Source organism: Thioalkalivibrio sp. ALJ1 (genome assembly GCF_000745395.1).
Classification (GTDB): Bacteria; Pseudomonadota; Gammaproteobacteria; order Ectothiorhodospirales; family Ectothiorhodospiraceae; genus Thioalkalivibrio.
The window spans coordinates 1,096,336-1,110,456 of sequence record NZ_KN050684.1; the positions used below are offsets into that span (position 1 = coordinate 1,096,336).

Consider the following 14,121-nt stretch of genomic DNA (forward strand, 5'->3'; position numbering starts at 1 on the left):
GTCGGTGGTGGGGCCGGTATAAAGCTTCTATGAAAATACAACAAAAAAGGTTGGCACATGCTCTCGAACGAACAGAAGGCGATCCTTCAGCAGACCGTTCCACTCCTGGAAGCGGGTGGCGAGGCCCTGACCCGGCACTTCTACCAGATCATGCTGCAGGATTATCCCGAGGTTCGACCCCTTTTCAACCAGGCCCATCAGGCCAGCGGCGAACAGGCTCGGGCGCTGGCCAATGCGGTACTGAACTATGCGCGGCACATCGACGAACTGGAGGCCTTGGGGCCTTTGGTGGGCCAGATCGTCAACAAGCACGTCTCGTTACAGGTGCAGCCGGAGCACTACCCAATCGTCGGCGCCTGCCTGCTTCAGGCGATGCGTGAAGTGCTGGGCGCGGATGTAGCGACGGCTCCGGTTCTGGAAGCTTAGGGTGCGGCCTATCAGCAGCTTGCCGATATCCTGATCGAGGCCGAGGAAGGCGTATATGCCGCGCATGAGCAGCAGCTCGGTGGTTGGCGCGGTGCTCGTGCCTTTCGGGTCGAGCGCAAGGTGCCCGAGAGCGACGAGATCACCTCGTTCTACCTGAAGCCCGTCGACGGAGAACCGGTGCCGCTGCATCAGCCGGGACAGTATCTCGGGTTGCGCCTGATGATCGACGGCGAGGAAGTCCGTCGGAACTATTCCCTTTCGGCGGCCGCGAATGGCGAAAGCCTGCGCATCAGCGTCAAGCGCGAACCGGGCGGTGTCGCCTCAACCTTCCTGCATGATCGGGTACAGGAGGGTGATGCGCTGGACGTCTTCCCGCCGGCCGGGAATTTTGTGCTGCAGCTGACCAACCGCCCGGTGGCTCTGGTGACCGCGGGCGTTGGAATTACGCCAGCGATGGCGATGACCGAGGCGGCGCTGGCGGAGGGCCGAGAGGTGCACTTTATTCACTGCGCACGACACGGCAGCGTGCACGCCTTTCGCGACTGGCTGGAGCGGCAGGCAGGGCGAACGGCTGGCCTGACCCGGCGCTATTGCTACAGCGAGCCGCGTGCCGGGGACCAGCCGCATGCCGAGGGTTTCCTGAGTCGCGACCAGCTCGCCGAGTGGTTGCCCGACACGCGCGATGTGGATGTCTATTTCCTGGGGCCAAAACCGTTCATGCAACAGGTGCGCGCCCATCTGCGCGGGCTGGGTGTGCCGGATGATCAGGTGAGCTACGAGTTCTTCGGGCCGGCGTCGGCGCTGGAGACCTGACGCGGGTCGACGCCTCGGTCGGGGTCAGCCGCGGCCCGACGAGCCGAAGCCGCCTGTGCCGCGGTGGCTTTCCTCGAAGTCCTCGACCACGCGGAAGCGGGGCTGGACGACCGGCACGATCACCAGTTGGGCCAGGCGTTCGCCGACTTCCAGGGTGTAGGCGTTCGTGCCCCGGTTCCAGCAGGAGACCATCAGTGGGCCCTGGTAGTCGGCATCGATCAGGCCGACCAGGTTTCCCAGCACTAGCCCGTGCTTATGTCCCAGGCCCGAGCGTGGGAGGATCATCCCGGCGTAGCCCGGGTCCTCGATATGGATCGACAGGCCGGTGGGGATCAGCTCGGCGGCGCCGGGTTCCAGGGTCAGGGGCTGCTCGATCATCGCGCGCAGGTCCACGCCGGCCGAGCCATCGGTGGCAGGGGCGGGCAGCGGAAAGTCCGCGCCCATGCGCGGGTCGAGGATCTTCAGGTCGATTTCGGGGGCAGGCATCCAGTCATTCCTTGCGGCCAGTCATTCTTTGCGGGATGGGTTGGGTTCGCGCGCGGGGAGGCGTTCGGCAATGAGTTCGATCAAAGCCCGCGCCAGCGTGTCCTTGGGCTGGCGCGCGAGTTCGCGTTCGCCGTCGTTCCACAGGCACAGCAGGGCGTTGTCCGGCGTGCCGATGGCCTGGCCGGCGCTGACATCGTTGGCGGCGATCAGGTCCAGCCCCTTGGCTTCCAGCTTTCCGCGGGCGTACTCGCGCAGGTTCCCGGTTTCGGCAGCGAAGCCCACCAGGAACGGTCGAGGTGTCTGTTGGTCGGTGCGGGCGGCCACGTCGGCCAGGATGTCGGTGGTGCGCTCCAGCGGGAGCGTTAGCGTATCGTAGGACTTCTTCAACTTCTCCGTATGGGACTCGCCTGGGCGGTAGTCGGCCACGGCCGCGGCGGCGATGAACACGTCGACCTCGGGCAGTTGTTCGAGCACGGCCGTGTGCATAGCGGCGGCGGTATCCACCGCGATGCGGTCCACGCCCGCGGGGGGTGCCAGCGCGATCGGCCCATGGACCAGCGTGACCTCGGCACCTGCGTCCCGGGCCGCGGCCGCCAATGCCAGGCCCATGCGGCCGGAACTGCGGTTGCCCAAAAAGCGCACCGGGTCGATCGGTTCGTGGGTCGGGCCTGCGGTGATCAACACCCGGCGTCCGGCCAGGGGCCCGGGCGCCGGGTGCAGCAGTGCGTGGGCAATGGTGGCAGGTTCCCACATGCGTCCGGGCCCCTGTTCGCCGCAGGCCTGGTCGCCCGCATCCGGGCCGAGAAAGCGCACCCCACGTTCATGCAGCAGTGCGTGGTTGGCCTGGGTTGCCGGGTGCGCCCACATGCGATGGTTCATTGCCGGGGCCAGGGCAACCGGGGCTTCAGTCGCCAGCAGCAGGGTGGTAAGCAGATCATCCGCTTGGCCATGAGCCATGCGGGCCATCAGGTCGGCGGTGGCCGGGGCCACGACGACCTGGTCGGCCCAGCGCGCCAGGGCGATATGATCCATTCCGGATTCCGCCTCCGCATCGAGTAGGCCGGTGCGTACCGGTTCGCCGGACAGGGCCTGGAAGGTCAGCGGGGTGACGAAGGCCTGAGCGCCCTCGGTCATCACTACGCGCACGGCGCAGCCGGCGCGCTTGAGTTCGCGCACCAGTTCGCAAGCCTTGTAGGCCGCGATGCCGCCGCTGACGCCGACCAGGATGCGCGGCTTTGACGTGTCTTCGTCCATGCGCGGATTCTAACCTGTCAGCCGTTTCAGGACGGATCCTTGCGCGCCGAGACACCGGCGGTCAGGGCGTAGCGCATGGCGTCTTCCAGCGACAGGTCCAGCGGCTCGATGCGTTCGCGTGGCAACATCAGTGTGTAGCCACCGATCTGGTAGCTCATCGGCATGTAGACGGCCACGGTCTCCTCGCCCCCGAGGTTGTCGGGCAGGCCGGCGAAGTCCTCGCGGGTGACGAATCCGACCAGCTTGAAGTCGCTGCCGGGAAACTGCACGAGTACCGCCTTGCCGAACTGCTTGTGGATGTCGCCCGATAGCAGCTTGGTGACGTCGCGCACCGTGCCGTGGATGGTCTTGACCACCGGGATGCGTTGCATCAGCCCTTCCAGCCATCCGAGCAGCCAGCGCACTACATAGGCTTGCAGGAGCACACCCAGCCCGAATACCAGCCCAATGCCGACGAGGATGCCCATCCCCGGGAAATACAGCAGGTCGGGCAGGACGGCCTGCAGCAGGCCTCCTAGGACCTTTTCGGCAGTGCTGCCCAGCCACCACAGCACGGCCGCCGTGATCGCGATAGGCAGGATGGCGGCCAGGCCGGTCAGGAAGGTGCGAGAGATTCGGTGCACAGCTGGCTCCGCGCGGGAAAACGTAGCTGCCGATGCTAACCCATTCGTGGGAATGGTACGGATGTGCCGGCACTTTGGGGCGCACGAAAGGTCCATTCGTTATCGCGACAGACTTTACTGCAAGGCAGGGAACAGACGATGAAGGCATGGATACCGACCTGGCTGTTGGCTTTGATGATCGTTGGCATGGCCCCGTTACAGGCGGATGACGCCTCCGGCGGGCAGGCTAAGGGGCCTGCGGCACCCGAAGACTATGCGATGGCGGCGGAGGAGGTGGCCCCCGGCGTCTATGCCGTAATGACGCCCGCACGAGATCTGCCCAGCCGCGAGAACCTGGGGTGGAACGCGAACATGGCCTTCGTGGTGACCGATGACGGTGTGCTGGTATTTGACACCGGTTCCTCCGAGACCATGGGTGTGGCGCTGCGCGAGGCGATCCGCGAGGTCACCGATCAGCCGGTGCGCTGGATCGTGAACAGTCATAGCCACGGTGACCACTGGCTGGGCAATCACGCTTTTATCGACGACGAACCGGAGATCATGGCGGGTTCCGCGGCCGCGGAGCGTATGCAGGCCGAGGCCGATGGCTGGATCGAGAACTTCAATGAAATGACTGAAGGCGCGACAGGCAAGACCACCCCGGCCTTCCCGGATCGTATGGTGGATGAACGCGAGGTGCTCGACCTGGCCGGAACGGAGGTCGTGGTCATGCCCTCGGGCGGTGCCCATTCGCCGGGCGATCTGATGGCCTGGCTCCCCGAGCAGCGGGTCCTTTTGGCGGGCGACGTGGTGTACAGCGACCGGGCGCCGTCCGTCTGGGATGGCGATGTGGCGCAGTGGATCGACCTGCTGGACGAGCTGATCGCGCTGGAGCCCAAGGTGGTGGTGCCCGGTCACGGACGCCTGGAAGGCGCAGAGACCCTGACGCGCCTGCAGCGCTATTTGACGATCCTGTGGGACGGCATCGCCGAGGGTGTCGAGCGCGGTCTGGCGGATTTCGAGACCGTACCGCTCGTGCGCGAGCACATGGGCGATTTGATCGAAGCCTATCCGGGATTCGAGGAGAAGATCGAGCGGTCGGTGGCGACGACCTACCCCGACGTGGAAGCGGCAACCTTCTGAGGTCAGAACTGCCAGGTGGCGTGTAGCGAGCCGAATTCCGATGCGCGCTTGGCCTGGCCACTGAACTCGCGCGAACGCCAGACATGGGTATAGCCCACGCGAACGTTGGAGAGGTGGAATACCACCCCCGCGGTCAATTCGCCTACGACTGGATGTTTGTCCACGGACGGCCCGTCGCGAAACACGGGGCCATCCAGGAACAGGTCGTAGAGCATCAGCCGGGTATCCACGCCGGCAAAGGCGTAGCCGCCCGCACGCGCGGTGGATTCAAAGGTATGGGAACCCGAAAGCGCCGGCCCGATCCGGGGTGGGCCGTAGTCGCGTGGAAGATTGCGCCCGGCGCGCACAATGGCGCCGGCGTTCGCAAAGGTGAACGGCGTTCCGGCCGTGGCGCCCCAGTGGGGCGTCAGGTCCGCGCCCCATCCGTTCTCCCCGCGATGGGACCGGCTGCGCAGCTGGCGTTCGTAGGCGACCATTAGCGTTGCCTCGTTGCCGATCTGGTGGTCCCAACCCTTTGGCTCCGGCGCGCTGGACCAGCGGTGTACCTCCCTTTGGGTGCGGTCTGCCAAGGATGCGGGCCCGACTGTACCCATAGTGACCTGCAGTCGGTCCAGGCGGTCGCCGTGTTCCTCGGCCATGCTGAAATTCAGGTACAGCCAGCCAGCGTAGGGCCGGTCATCCGGGTCCGGCGTCGTACGCTCGATGTCCTCCGGCGTGTACATGTTCTGTCCCAGGTGGATAGCCGCCTTCAGGCGCCCTGGTTCGTCCCGCTGGACGAAAAACGGCAAGCTGTCGGCCACCGATTGCAGCCAGGAAGGGACGCGCTCCTCGCTGCGGGTCCAGCCGATCCGGAAGCCGTTCGTGTAGTAGCGATCTTCGCCCGCGAACAGGTCGTTCTCGAACTCGAAATGCACCGCATCCACGCCGCGCTGGGCCTCGGCCGGGACGGCGGTCAGACACAGCGCCCCTCCGGCTAGCACGGCCGTGGCCAGGCCCTGGCGCGTGCGGCGGGACCCATGGGCGTTCCGGTATGATCGATGCATGGACCTCTCCAACCAGATTATCTTCCTGGCCGCCATCGTGTTGCTGGGAAGCATCCTGTCGAGCGTGATCACCTCGCGGCTGGGGGTGCCCCTGCTGCTGGTGTTCCTCGTCATTGGGATGCTGCTCGGCCCGGAAGGCCCGGGCGGTCTGGTTTTCGAGAATATCACTCTTGCCCACCTGATCGGCTCCGCGGCCCTTGCGGTCATCCTGTTCGACGGTGGGATGCGGACACCGTCACGCAACTTCCGCATCGGACTGAAGCCGGCGGCGGGCCTGGCTACCGTCGGCGTGGTCGTGACCTCGGGACTGACCGGGCTGTTTGCGGTCTGGTGGCTGCAGTTGTCGTGGCTGGAAGGCCTGTTGTTGGGGGCGATTGTCGGCTCCACGGATGCCGCCGCCGTGTTCTCGCTGTTGCGTTCGCGCGGGCTGGAATTGAAGAGCCGTGTCGGCGCCACGCTGGAGATCGAATCCGGCGCCAACGATCCGATGGCGATCTTCCTCACCATCGTGCTGATCGAGCTGATCCTGATGCCGGATCAGGGCTTCGGCTGGGTGGTGCTGATCGAGTTCGTCCAGCAGATGGGCCTGGGCGCCGCGGTCGGCGTCGGCGGTGGTTTCGCCCTGCTGGCGCTGATCAACCGGGTGCCCATGGCCGCCGGGCTTTACCCTCTGTTTGCGATGGCGGGAGCGCTCGCGATCTTCGGTTTGACCGGACTGGTCGGGGGTTCCGGATTCCTGGCGGTGTATCTGGCCGGGCTGCTGTTGGGGAACCGTCCGCTGGAGGCCTCGCAGAACATCAAGCGCTTCCATGACGGCATCGCATCGCTAGCGCAAATCGGCATGTTCCTGATGCTCGGAATGCTGGTTGCGCCTTCCGAATTGCCGCCAGTGGCGCTGGACGCAGGTCTGCTGGCGGCCGTGCTGATCCTGGTGGCCCGCCCACTGGCGGTTTGGCTGTGCCTCTATCCGTTCCATTTCCCCTGGCGCGAACAATTGTTCATCGGCTGGGTGGGCTTGCGCGGAGCGGTGCCCATTATCCTGGCCCTGTTCCCGTTGCTGGCCGGGCTGGAATTGGCCGGCTACTTCTTCCATGTGGTGTTCTTCGTGGTCCTGCTGTCACTGCTGGTGCAGGGCTGGACCGTCGCCCCGCTGGCGCGCTGGCTGGGTCTGGAGCTGCCGCCGACCACGGCGCGGGTACAGCGCACCGAGCTGGATATCCCCGGGCAGCAGGAGATGGAACTGGTGGGCTATCGCCTTGCCGAGACCACGCCGGTGGTGCGCGAGGCCTGGTCGAACTTCCGGCTGCCGGGTACGGCTCGGGTCGTTGCCCACCTGCGCGGCGGTAAGCTGCTGGAGACGCTTGAGCTGCTGGATCTGCACGCCGGCGACCACCTCTACATCATGGTGGCGCCTACCGATCTTCATGACCTCGACCGGTTGTTCGTGCCGAAGGACGAGGTGCCCGAGCGCCTCACCGAGCGCAGTGTGTTCGGGGAATTCGCGCTCAACGGCGACGCCCAGTTGGGCGCGGTGGGTATGGCCTACGGTGCCCCCGTTCCGCCGGAGCGCCAGGGCGATACCCTGGAGGCCTACCTGCGCCAGGAACTCCAGGCCGAACCGGTCGTGGGCGACGCGGTCGACCTTGGCCCCATGCGCCTGGTCATCCGCGAAATGGATGGCCCCCGCATCACGCGCGTCGGCCTGAAACTGCTCAAGCCAAGCTGACCGGGTGCTGTTCCCGGAAGTTATTTTTCCAGCATGGCCTTGAGGCCAGCGAGGTGGGCGCGCGCGGTGAGTTGCTGGGTCTCGGGGTCCGGCGGCTTGGCGTCGGGCCATTCGAGGTGTTCCTCGGGGAGTTCGTCGAGGAAGCGCGAGGGCTCGCAGTCGATGCTCTCGCCGTAGCGGCTGCGCTGCTGGGCGTAGGTGATCAGCAGGGTCCGCTGGGCGCGGGTCAGGCCGACGTAGGCCAGGCGGCGTTCTTCCTCGATGGAGTCGTCCTCGACGCTGACCCGGTGGGGTAGCAGTTCCTCCTCGAAGCCGACCAGGCAGACATGCGGAAACTCCAGGCCCTTGGCGGTATGCAGGGTCAGGAGCTGGACCGCCTCGTTGCTGTCCTGGGACTCGCGGTTGCGGTCCAGGATATCCATCAGGCTGATGCGGTTGACGATGTCGGCCAGATCCATGCCCTGATCATCCTCCGCCTCGTCGTCGCCGTATTCGGCGCTGGTGTTGCGGCCACCCATGCGCCCCACCCAGTCGATGAACTCGCGCACATTTTCCATGCGCCGTGTGGCAGCGCGCGGGTTGGGGCTGTTTTCCAGCAGCCAGGATTCGTAGTCGATGTCTTCGATCAGGGTACGCAGTAGGGCATCCGCGCTTTCCTCCTGTCCGCGGCGCTGAAACCCGTCGATCCAATCGGTGAAGCGCTCCAGGCGAGCCTGGGCGCGGGCGTCCATGTATTCGGACAGACCGGCGCCGCGCGCGGCCTGCAGCAGCGAGGCCGCGCGCTGGTTGGCGTAGTGGCCGAGCTTTTCCAGGGTCGCCGGGCCGATCTCGCGGCGCGGCACGTTGACCACGCGCAGGAAGGCGGTGTTGTCGTCCGGGTTGGCGAGCAGGCGCAGGTAGGCGACCAGGTCCTTGATCTCGGCCTTCTCGAAGAACGACTGCCCGCCGCTCAGGCGATAGGGGATGCCCTGCTCGCGCAGGAGCTTCTCGAACAGCCGGGACTGGTGGTTGCTGCGGTAGAGGATGGCGAAGTCGCCCCACCCGGCATTCAGGCGGAAGCGCCGTCGCATCAGTTCGGAGACTACCCGCGCCGCCTCGGTGTCGGCGTCGGAGCAGCCGATGACCTCGATCTTCTCGCCCTCGCCCAGTGCACTCCACAGGCGCTTCTCGAACACGTGCGGGTTGTTGCCGATCAGGGCGTTGGCGGTGTGCAGGATGCGGTTGGTGGACCGGTAGTTCTGCTCCAGCTTGATGACTTCCAGACGGGGGAAGTCTTCCTGCAGCCGAACGAGGTTTTCCGGGCGCGCACCGCGCCAGGCGTAGATCGACTGGTCGTCGTCGCCGACCACCGTGAGGCCATCGCTGACGCCGATCAGCAGCCTCACCAGCTGGTATTGGGCGGAGTTGGTGTCCTGGTATTCGTCTACCAGCAGGTGGCGGATGCGGTCCTGCCAGCGATTGCGCAGTTCCGGGTCGTCGCGCAGGCAGTCCACCGGGCGCTTGATCAGGTCGTCGAAGTCCACCGCGTTGTAGGCGCGCAGGGCGTCCTCATAGCGCGGATACAGGTTGGCCGCGGCGATGGCCTCGGCCGCGTCGGACATCTGGCTGGCCTCGTGCAGCGCCTCCGCGGGGGGCATCAGGTCATTTTTCCAGCGGCTGATGTGGCCGATCAGCGCGTCGACCTCGGAACCGGTGTCGTCACGATAGGTGATCTCGCGCAGCAGCTGCCGGCAATCGCCGGGGTCCAGGATGGAGAAGCCCGCGCGCAACCCGGCGGCCTGTAGCTCGCGACGCAGAAACTGGAGGCCAAAGGTGTGAAAGGTGGAGACATTGAGGCCGCGCGACTGCTCGCGCGACAGTCGCCCCTGCACCCGCTCGCGCATCTCGCGCGCAGCCTTGTTGGTGAAGGTGATGGCCACGATCTGGCGCGCGGCCAGGCCACGCTTTTCGATCAGGTGCGCGATCTTTTCCGTAATCACGCGCGTCTTGCCGGAACCCGCGCCGGCCAGGACCAGCAGGGGGTGATCCGTGGTGGTCACGGCGGCCTGTTGTTGGGGGTTGAGTTCGGACACCGGGGCGGTCGATTCCTTCGAGGCAGGGCGCGTAAACTAACCCACGATCCCGCATTCATAAAGACAGCAGCGGTGAGGGTAATCCATTGACCAACGTACCGCGCACTGGAACATCCGCCGAGGGTCCCGAACCCCTTCCGCGCCTGACCCAGTTCGATTTTCATCAGTGCTTGATGGATGTGTCCGGTCCGGCGGTCATCCTGTTTACGCGTCAGGGTTGTGGCTCGTGCAAGGTGATGGGGCGTGTCCTGGCGCAGTGGCGGACAGAATCGGACTCGCCTGCGTTGTTCGTGGTGGATGCCGAAACCGATACCGCTCTGGTGCGGGAGTTCGAGGTTTTCCATCTCCCGGCGCTGTTCGTGTTCCACTCGGGTGCCTACCACGGGCGCTTGGAGGCCCCGCCGCGCCTGCTGTTGTTGCGGGAAACGCTGGCGGATGTGCTGTCCCGCCCGCCGGAGGACGCGCCTTGAGCCGATCAGAGCCCATGTTGGATTTGTCCCGCGACTGGTACCCGCCGGCGCGCCGGGTGGAGAGTCCGAATCAGGACGCGCGGCCACCGGCGCAGGGGCCGGAGTTGATCGTGGTGCACGCCATCAGCCTGCCGCCGGGCGAGTTTGGTGGACCGCATATCGCGGAGCTGTTCCAGAATCGCCTGGACCCGGCGGCTCATCCCTACTTCGCCGAGATCGCGGGATTGCAGGTGTCGGCGCATGTTCTGATTGATCGCGAGGGTCGCCTCACTCAGTTCGTTCCGTTCTCCCAGCGGGCCTGGCACGCGGGCGTATCGCAATGGGAGGGGCGCCAGCGCTGCAATGACTTTTCCATTGGGATCGAGCTGGAGGGAACCGACGAGGAGCCGTTTGCTCCAGTGCAGTACACCGAGCTGGCGCGCCTGGTGCGCTGGCTCCGGGTGCACTACAAGGACATCGGACCCGACGCCCTGACTGGACACAGCGACATCGCGCCCGGGCGCAAGACCGACCCGGGGCCCCGCTTCGACTGGGCCCGGCTGCAGCGCGAGATTGGAGAGGTGACGGCATGATTGTGGATTTGCTGCGCCATGGCGAGCCCGAGGGTGGCCAGCGCTATCGAGGACATGGCTGTGACGACCCGCTCAGTGCGCGCGGCTGGAGCCAGATGGAGCGGGCGGTTTGGGGCGAGGAGGAGTGGCAGTACGTGGTCAGTTCTCCGATGCAGCGCTGCCGCGCGTTTGCCGAGCATCTTGCGGGCAGCCAGGCGTTGCCCATCACCTTGGAGTCAGACCTGCGCGAGGTGGGCTTCGGCGATTGGGAGGGACGCACACGGGTGGAGTTGCAGCGTGATCGGCCCGAGGAGTATCGCGCCTTCTACGCCGATCCCGTCCATGCTCGCCCTTCCGGGGCCGAGCCATTGGAGGCCTTCCGGCGCCGGGTAGAAGCAGGCTTCGAGGGCGCGGTGGCGAGCCTGGCCGCCGAACGGGTGCTGGTGGTGGCGCACGCCGGGGTGATCCGCGCCCTGGTGGGATGGGTGATGGGCGTGCCGGACGATCGGCTGTTCCAGTTCGAATGCGACTACGCGAGCCGTACCCGTTTACATCGACATCCCGCGCGCGGCTGGCGCCTGATTCACGCCAACCGGGTGTAGCACGCGCTTAGCCGGCCTTGCTGTCGCGCTTGGGGACAGCCTTCACCGACAGGTAGTAGTCGTTGTTCAGTACGTCGATCAGGCGATCGATGTTCGGGTGTTTGCCAGGGTTGGCGCGGGCATCGTCGGCATGGCTTCCATACATCAGAAGGCCGGAGTTCGCCGCCTTCGGACCGATGCCGCCATAGTCCAGCGCGAGCTGGTAGTAAATCTGCAGCGACAGACTCTGGCCATCCACGTTCTCGATGCTGGCGGTGGGGTTGTAGTCCTCGCCAAACAGTTCCAGGCGTTCGATGTTGCTGACGTCGGGCAGCTTCTTGGACATGTCATGCTCCTCGAAATAATCGCGGCATTATCGGGGCATGCCCGGGCTGCGACAACCAACCCGCGAAGGTGGCAGGGTCGCCGTAGGATCAGCCCCGATTTTGCCTCATGGTACGATAGCGGCTTTTGCCGAGGGGACACGAGCATGTCGCGAAGCGCGTTCATGGAGGCCGCCCAGGCCGCCGCCGATGCCGCCGAGAAGGTGATCCGCCACTACTACGAGGCGGGTGTCGACGTCGAAACCAAACCCGACGACACCCCGGTGACTCGGGCCGACGTGGAGAGCGAACAGGCGATCCGCCAGGTGATCCGTGAGCACTTTCCGGACCACGGATTTTACGGCGAGGAGACCGGGCAGTCGGATATGGATTCCGACTACGTCTGGCTGATTGACCCGATCGACGGCACCAAGAGCTTCGTGCGGCGCTATCCGTTCTTCTCCACGCAGATCGCGCTGATGTACAAGGGCGAACTGATCCTGGGGCTGTCCAATGGCATCCAGTTTGGCGAGCGCGCCTGGGCCGAGAAGGGCCAGGGCGCCTTCCTCAATGGCGATCCGATCGCGGTCGAGAAGACCACCGACCTGGGCCGTGCCTCGCTGTCCACCGGCAACCTCAAGTCCCTGGCGCAGAATGCCGAGGGCTGGAAGGCGCTTGGCGGAATCACGGCCGAGGTGAACCGCACCCGCGGGTACGGCGACTTCTACCATTACCACCTGCTGGCGCGCGGTAGCATCGACCTGATCGTCGAGTCCGATGTGAACATCCTGGATATCGCCGCACTGGCAGTGATCGTGCGCGAGGCTGGCGGCGTGTTCACCAACCTCTCCGGCGGTGAGCTGGACCTCAACACGGGCAACGTCCTCGCGGCCGCCACCCCGGAACTGCACCAGACCGTCCTGAACCGTCTCGCCTGGCAGGGCTAACCGTTCATTCTTGCACCACCGAGTGCACGGAGGACACGGAAAAGGAAGGGCGGTTTACAGGAAGGCGGGAAGACTGAAAGGGGGATGGCGTGGGCGCGTGGGCGGTCGCAGGATGGCGAGTAATGCCATGCATCTCGGAGCGGTCGCCGTACAGGTCCTGCAGCAGAAACCTGCTGGTTATCCAAATCGCCGGATATGGCATCCGGCTCAGGACCTTGCGTAATCCTTCTGACTTTCCGATCTTCCTGTCGCCAGAACTGAACGTCAGGTCGCAGCACCGTTGCCGTTGAGGTTTACGAGGCCGTGGGTGCGGAGTTTTTTGCGCAGGGTGGCGCGGTTCAGCCCCAGCAGGGCGGCCGCGCGGCTCTGGTTGCCCCCGCAGCGTTCCAGCACGCTGGCGAGCAGGGGGCGTTCCACTTCGTTCATTACAAGCGCGTAGAGGTCGTGGCTGCTTTGGCCGTCCAGGGTCTCGAAGTATTGGTCCAGCGCGTGGCGCACGGATTCCGCCAGCACGCAGTCGTAGGACAGAGTGCCCGCCAGTGCGGCATCCCGGACATCCGTTTCTTGTTCGAGTGGCATGTTCGTGCTCATGCAGCCTCGCTTGCGATTCCCGTCAGGTGGGCGCGCAGGCGCCGTAACTGTTCGCTGGCGGTGCGGGCGGCAAGAAGGTCAGCCCGGGCCGCCCGTGTCCAGGCCTCGTCGAGACCAAGACCCTGAAGATACCAGCCTAGATGCTTGCGCGCGATACGTACGCCTTGCGGTTCGCCGTATTGGGTATGCAATTCGGTAATGTGGTCCTGAATCAGGCCCAGACGCGTTGCCACATCCGGTGCCGGTGGGATTGGTTCGCCGGCCAGTGCTGCACGGATCTGGCCGGGCAGCCAAGGCTGTCCCTGGGCCGCACGACCGATCATTACGCCGGCCGCACCGGTCATCTCGATTACCTGCCGTGCCCGCTGGAGTGAGGTGATATCGCCGTTGGCGAGAACCGGGATGGAGACCGTCCGCACAATCCGCTCGATCGCGAAGTAGTCGGCCTGTCCGCGGTAGGCATCGGCTCGGGTACGGCCATGTACGGTCAGCATCGAGATGCCGCTGTCCTCGGCGATGGCGGCGATGGCTTCGCCGTTCATCCGTTCGCGGTCCAGGCCCAGGCGCATCTTCAAGGTGACCGGCACCGTGACGGCCTCAGTGAGTGCCTGCAACAACTCGCGCACCCGTTCCGGTTCGCCCAGCAATGCCGATCCGGCCGCCTTGCTGCAGACCTTCTTGGCCGGGCAGCCGAGGTTGAGGTCGATCACGTCGGCCCCGCGGCACACGTTCTCGCGGGCCGCAGCGGCCAGCGGGCCGGGCTCGTTCCCCAGCAGCTGCACGATGCGCGGCCGGGGCTCCTGGCGATGGTCGAGGCGGTGCCGGCTCTTGTCGCTGTTCCACAGCCGGGTGTCGGACGTGACCATCTCGGACACCGCGGCACTGGCGCCCAGACGCCGTGCGAGTAATCGGAACGGACGATCCGTAATCCCGGCCATCGGAGCCAGGAACACGACGGGGTCCGCAAAGTGGTGGCTTCCGATCTTCATGTGGGTCGCAGACAACGGAAGGGGCATGCAAGTCTAGCAGCTCAGGGGCGCGACTTCTCGCTCAATGGCAAGGGCCAGAGATACCGGTCATTGAGGGTCGAGAC

General features: G+C 65.6%; 14 protein-coding genes and 1 pseudogene. 7 read left to right on the forward strand and 8 right to left on the reverse strand.

What is annotated here, in order from left to right; genetic code table 11:
- Positions 1-57: 57 nt before the first annotated feature.
- Positions 58-1,239: pseudogene (gene hmpA / locus F462_RS07400) on the forward strand (NO-inducible flavohemoprotein).
- Positions 1,240-1,263: 24 nt separating this feature from the next.
- Here hmpA and dut read toward each other — a convergent pair.
- The 3 genes from dut to F462_RS07415 are packed head-to-tail and all read right to left on the reverse strand — an operon-like array spanning position 1,264 to position 3,602.
- Positions 1,264-1,725 carry a dUTP diphosphatase gene (dut, locus tag F462_RS07405; protein ID WP_038052884.1) on the reverse strand — a complete coding sequence of 154 codons (462 nt, stop codon included), beginning with the start codon at positions 1,723-1,725 and terminating at the stop codon, positions 1,264-1,266.
- A gap of 21 nt (positions 1,726-1,746) precedes the next feature.
- Positions 1,747-2,979, reverse strand: a complete 1,233-nt coding sequence (gene coaBC / locus F462_RS07410) for a bifunctional phosphopantothenoylcysteine decarboxylase/phosphopantothenate--cysteine ligase CoaBC (protein WP_038052887.1) — start codon at positions 2,977-2,979, stop codon at positions 1,747-1,749.
- A gap of 26 nt (positions 2,980-3,005) precedes the next feature.
- A complete protein-coding gene (locus tag F462_RS07415; RefSeq protein WP_038052890.1) occupies positions 3,006-3,602 on the reverse strand; it encodes a DUF502 domain-containing protein in 597 nt (198 codons plus the stop codon).
- 174 nt (positions 3,603-3,776) lie between these two features.
- On the opposite strand from F462_RS07415, the gene F462_RS07420 reads away from it, so the two are divergent.
- Positions 3,777-4,724, forward strand: coding sequence for an MBL fold metallo-hydrolase (locus tag F462_RS07420; protein ID WP_208854162.1), 948 nt, complete (start codon positions 3,777-3,779; stop codon positions 4,722-4,724).
- Between the two features lie 2 nt (positions 4,725-4,726).
- On the opposite strand, the gene F462_RS07425 is transcribed toward F462_RS07420, so the two are convergent.
- On the reverse strand, positions 4,727-5,767 hold the full coding sequence (locus tag F462_RS07425) for a lipid A deacylase LpxR family protein (protein ID WP_038052896.1): 1,041 nt from the start codon (positions 5,765-5,767) through the stop codon (positions 4,727-4,729).
- Between F462_RS07425 and F462_RS07430 the strand changes: the two genes are divergently transcribed.
- Positions 5,766-7,493, forward strand: coding sequence for a potassium/proton antiporter (locus tag F462_RS07430; protein WP_038052899.1), 1,728 nt, complete (start codon positions 5,766-5,768; stop codon positions 7,491-7,493). The genes F462_RS07425 and F462_RS07430 overlap by 2 nt on opposite strands.
- Positions 7,494-7,513: 20 nt before the next feature.
- Here the strand turns inward: F462_RS07430 and F462_RS07435 are convergent, their stop codons facing one another.
- Positions 7,514-9,565: a UvrD-helicase domain-containing protein gene (locus F462_RS07435; protein ID WP_038052901.1), complete on the reverse strand. Its 2,052-nt coding sequence runs from the start codon at positions 9,563-9,565 to the stop codon at positions 7,514-7,516.
- Between the two features lie 86 nt (positions 9,566-9,651).
- Between F462_RS07435 and F462_RS07440 the strand changes: the two genes are divergently transcribed.
- The 3 genes from F462_RS07440 to F462_RS07450 are packed head-to-tail and all read left to right on the forward strand — an operon-like array spanning position 9,652 to position 11,188.
- A complete protein-coding gene (locus F462_RS07440) occupies positions 9,652-10,035 on the forward strand; it encodes a thioredoxin family protein (protein WP_038052904.1) in 384 nt (127 codons plus the stop codon).
- Positions 10,036-10,049: 14 nt separating this feature from the next.
- The gene (ampD, locus tag F462_RS07445; protein WP_038052906.1) at positions 10,050-10,607 is read left to right on the forward strand and encodes a 1,6-anhydro-N-acetylmuramyl-L-alanine amidase AmpD; all 558 of its coding nucleotides are present in this window, start codon (positions 10,050-10,052) and stop codon (positions 10,605-10,607) included.
- Positions 10,604-11,188: a histidine phosphatase family protein gene (locus tag F462_RS07450; RefSeq protein WP_038052909.1), complete on the forward strand. Its 585-nt coding sequence runs from the start codon at positions 10,604-10,606 to the stop codon at positions 11,186-11,188. Before ampD ends, F462_RS07450 begins: the two co-directional genes overlap by 4 nt.
- A gap of 7 nt (positions 11,189-11,195) precedes the next feature.
- On the opposite strand, the gene F462_RS07455 is transcribed toward F462_RS07450, so the two are convergent.
- The gene (locus F462_RS07455; RefSeq protein ID WP_018141418.1) at positions 11,196-11,513 is read right to left on the reverse strand and encodes a DUF2322 family protein; all 318 of its coding nucleotides are present in this window, start codon (positions 11,511-11,513) and stop codon (positions 11,196-11,198) included.
- Between the two features lie 162 nt (positions 11,514-11,675).
- On the opposite strand from F462_RS07455, the gene F462_RS07460 reads away from it, so the two are divergent.
- Complete coding sequence (locus F462_RS07460) at positions 11,676-12,437, forward strand: inositol monophosphatase family protein (protein WP_038054892.1); 762 nt, start codon at positions 11,676-11,678, stop codon at positions 12,435-12,437.
- A 264-nt stretch (positions 12,438-12,701) separates the two neighbouring features.
- Here F462_RS07460 and F462_RS07465 read toward each other — a convergent pair whose 3' ends face one another.
- Both F462_RS07465 and dusB read right to left on the reverse strand, forming a co-directional pair.
- Positions 12,702-13,028 carry a helix-turn-helix domain-containing protein gene (locus tag F462_RS07465; RefSeq protein ID WP_018141420.1) on the reverse strand — a complete coding sequence of 109 codons (327 nt, stop codon included), beginning with the start codon at positions 13,026-13,028 and terminating at the stop codon, positions 12,702-12,704.
- Positions 13,025-14,017 (reverse strand): tRNA dihydrouridine synthase DusB, encoded by a 993-nt coding sequence (dusB, locus tag F462_RS07470; protein WP_038052913.1) that lies wholly within the window; start codon positions 14,015-14,017, stop codon positions 13,025-13,027. Before dusB ends, F462_RS07465 begins: the two co-directional genes overlap by 4 nt.
- Positions 14,018-14,121 lie beyond the last annotated feature (104 nt).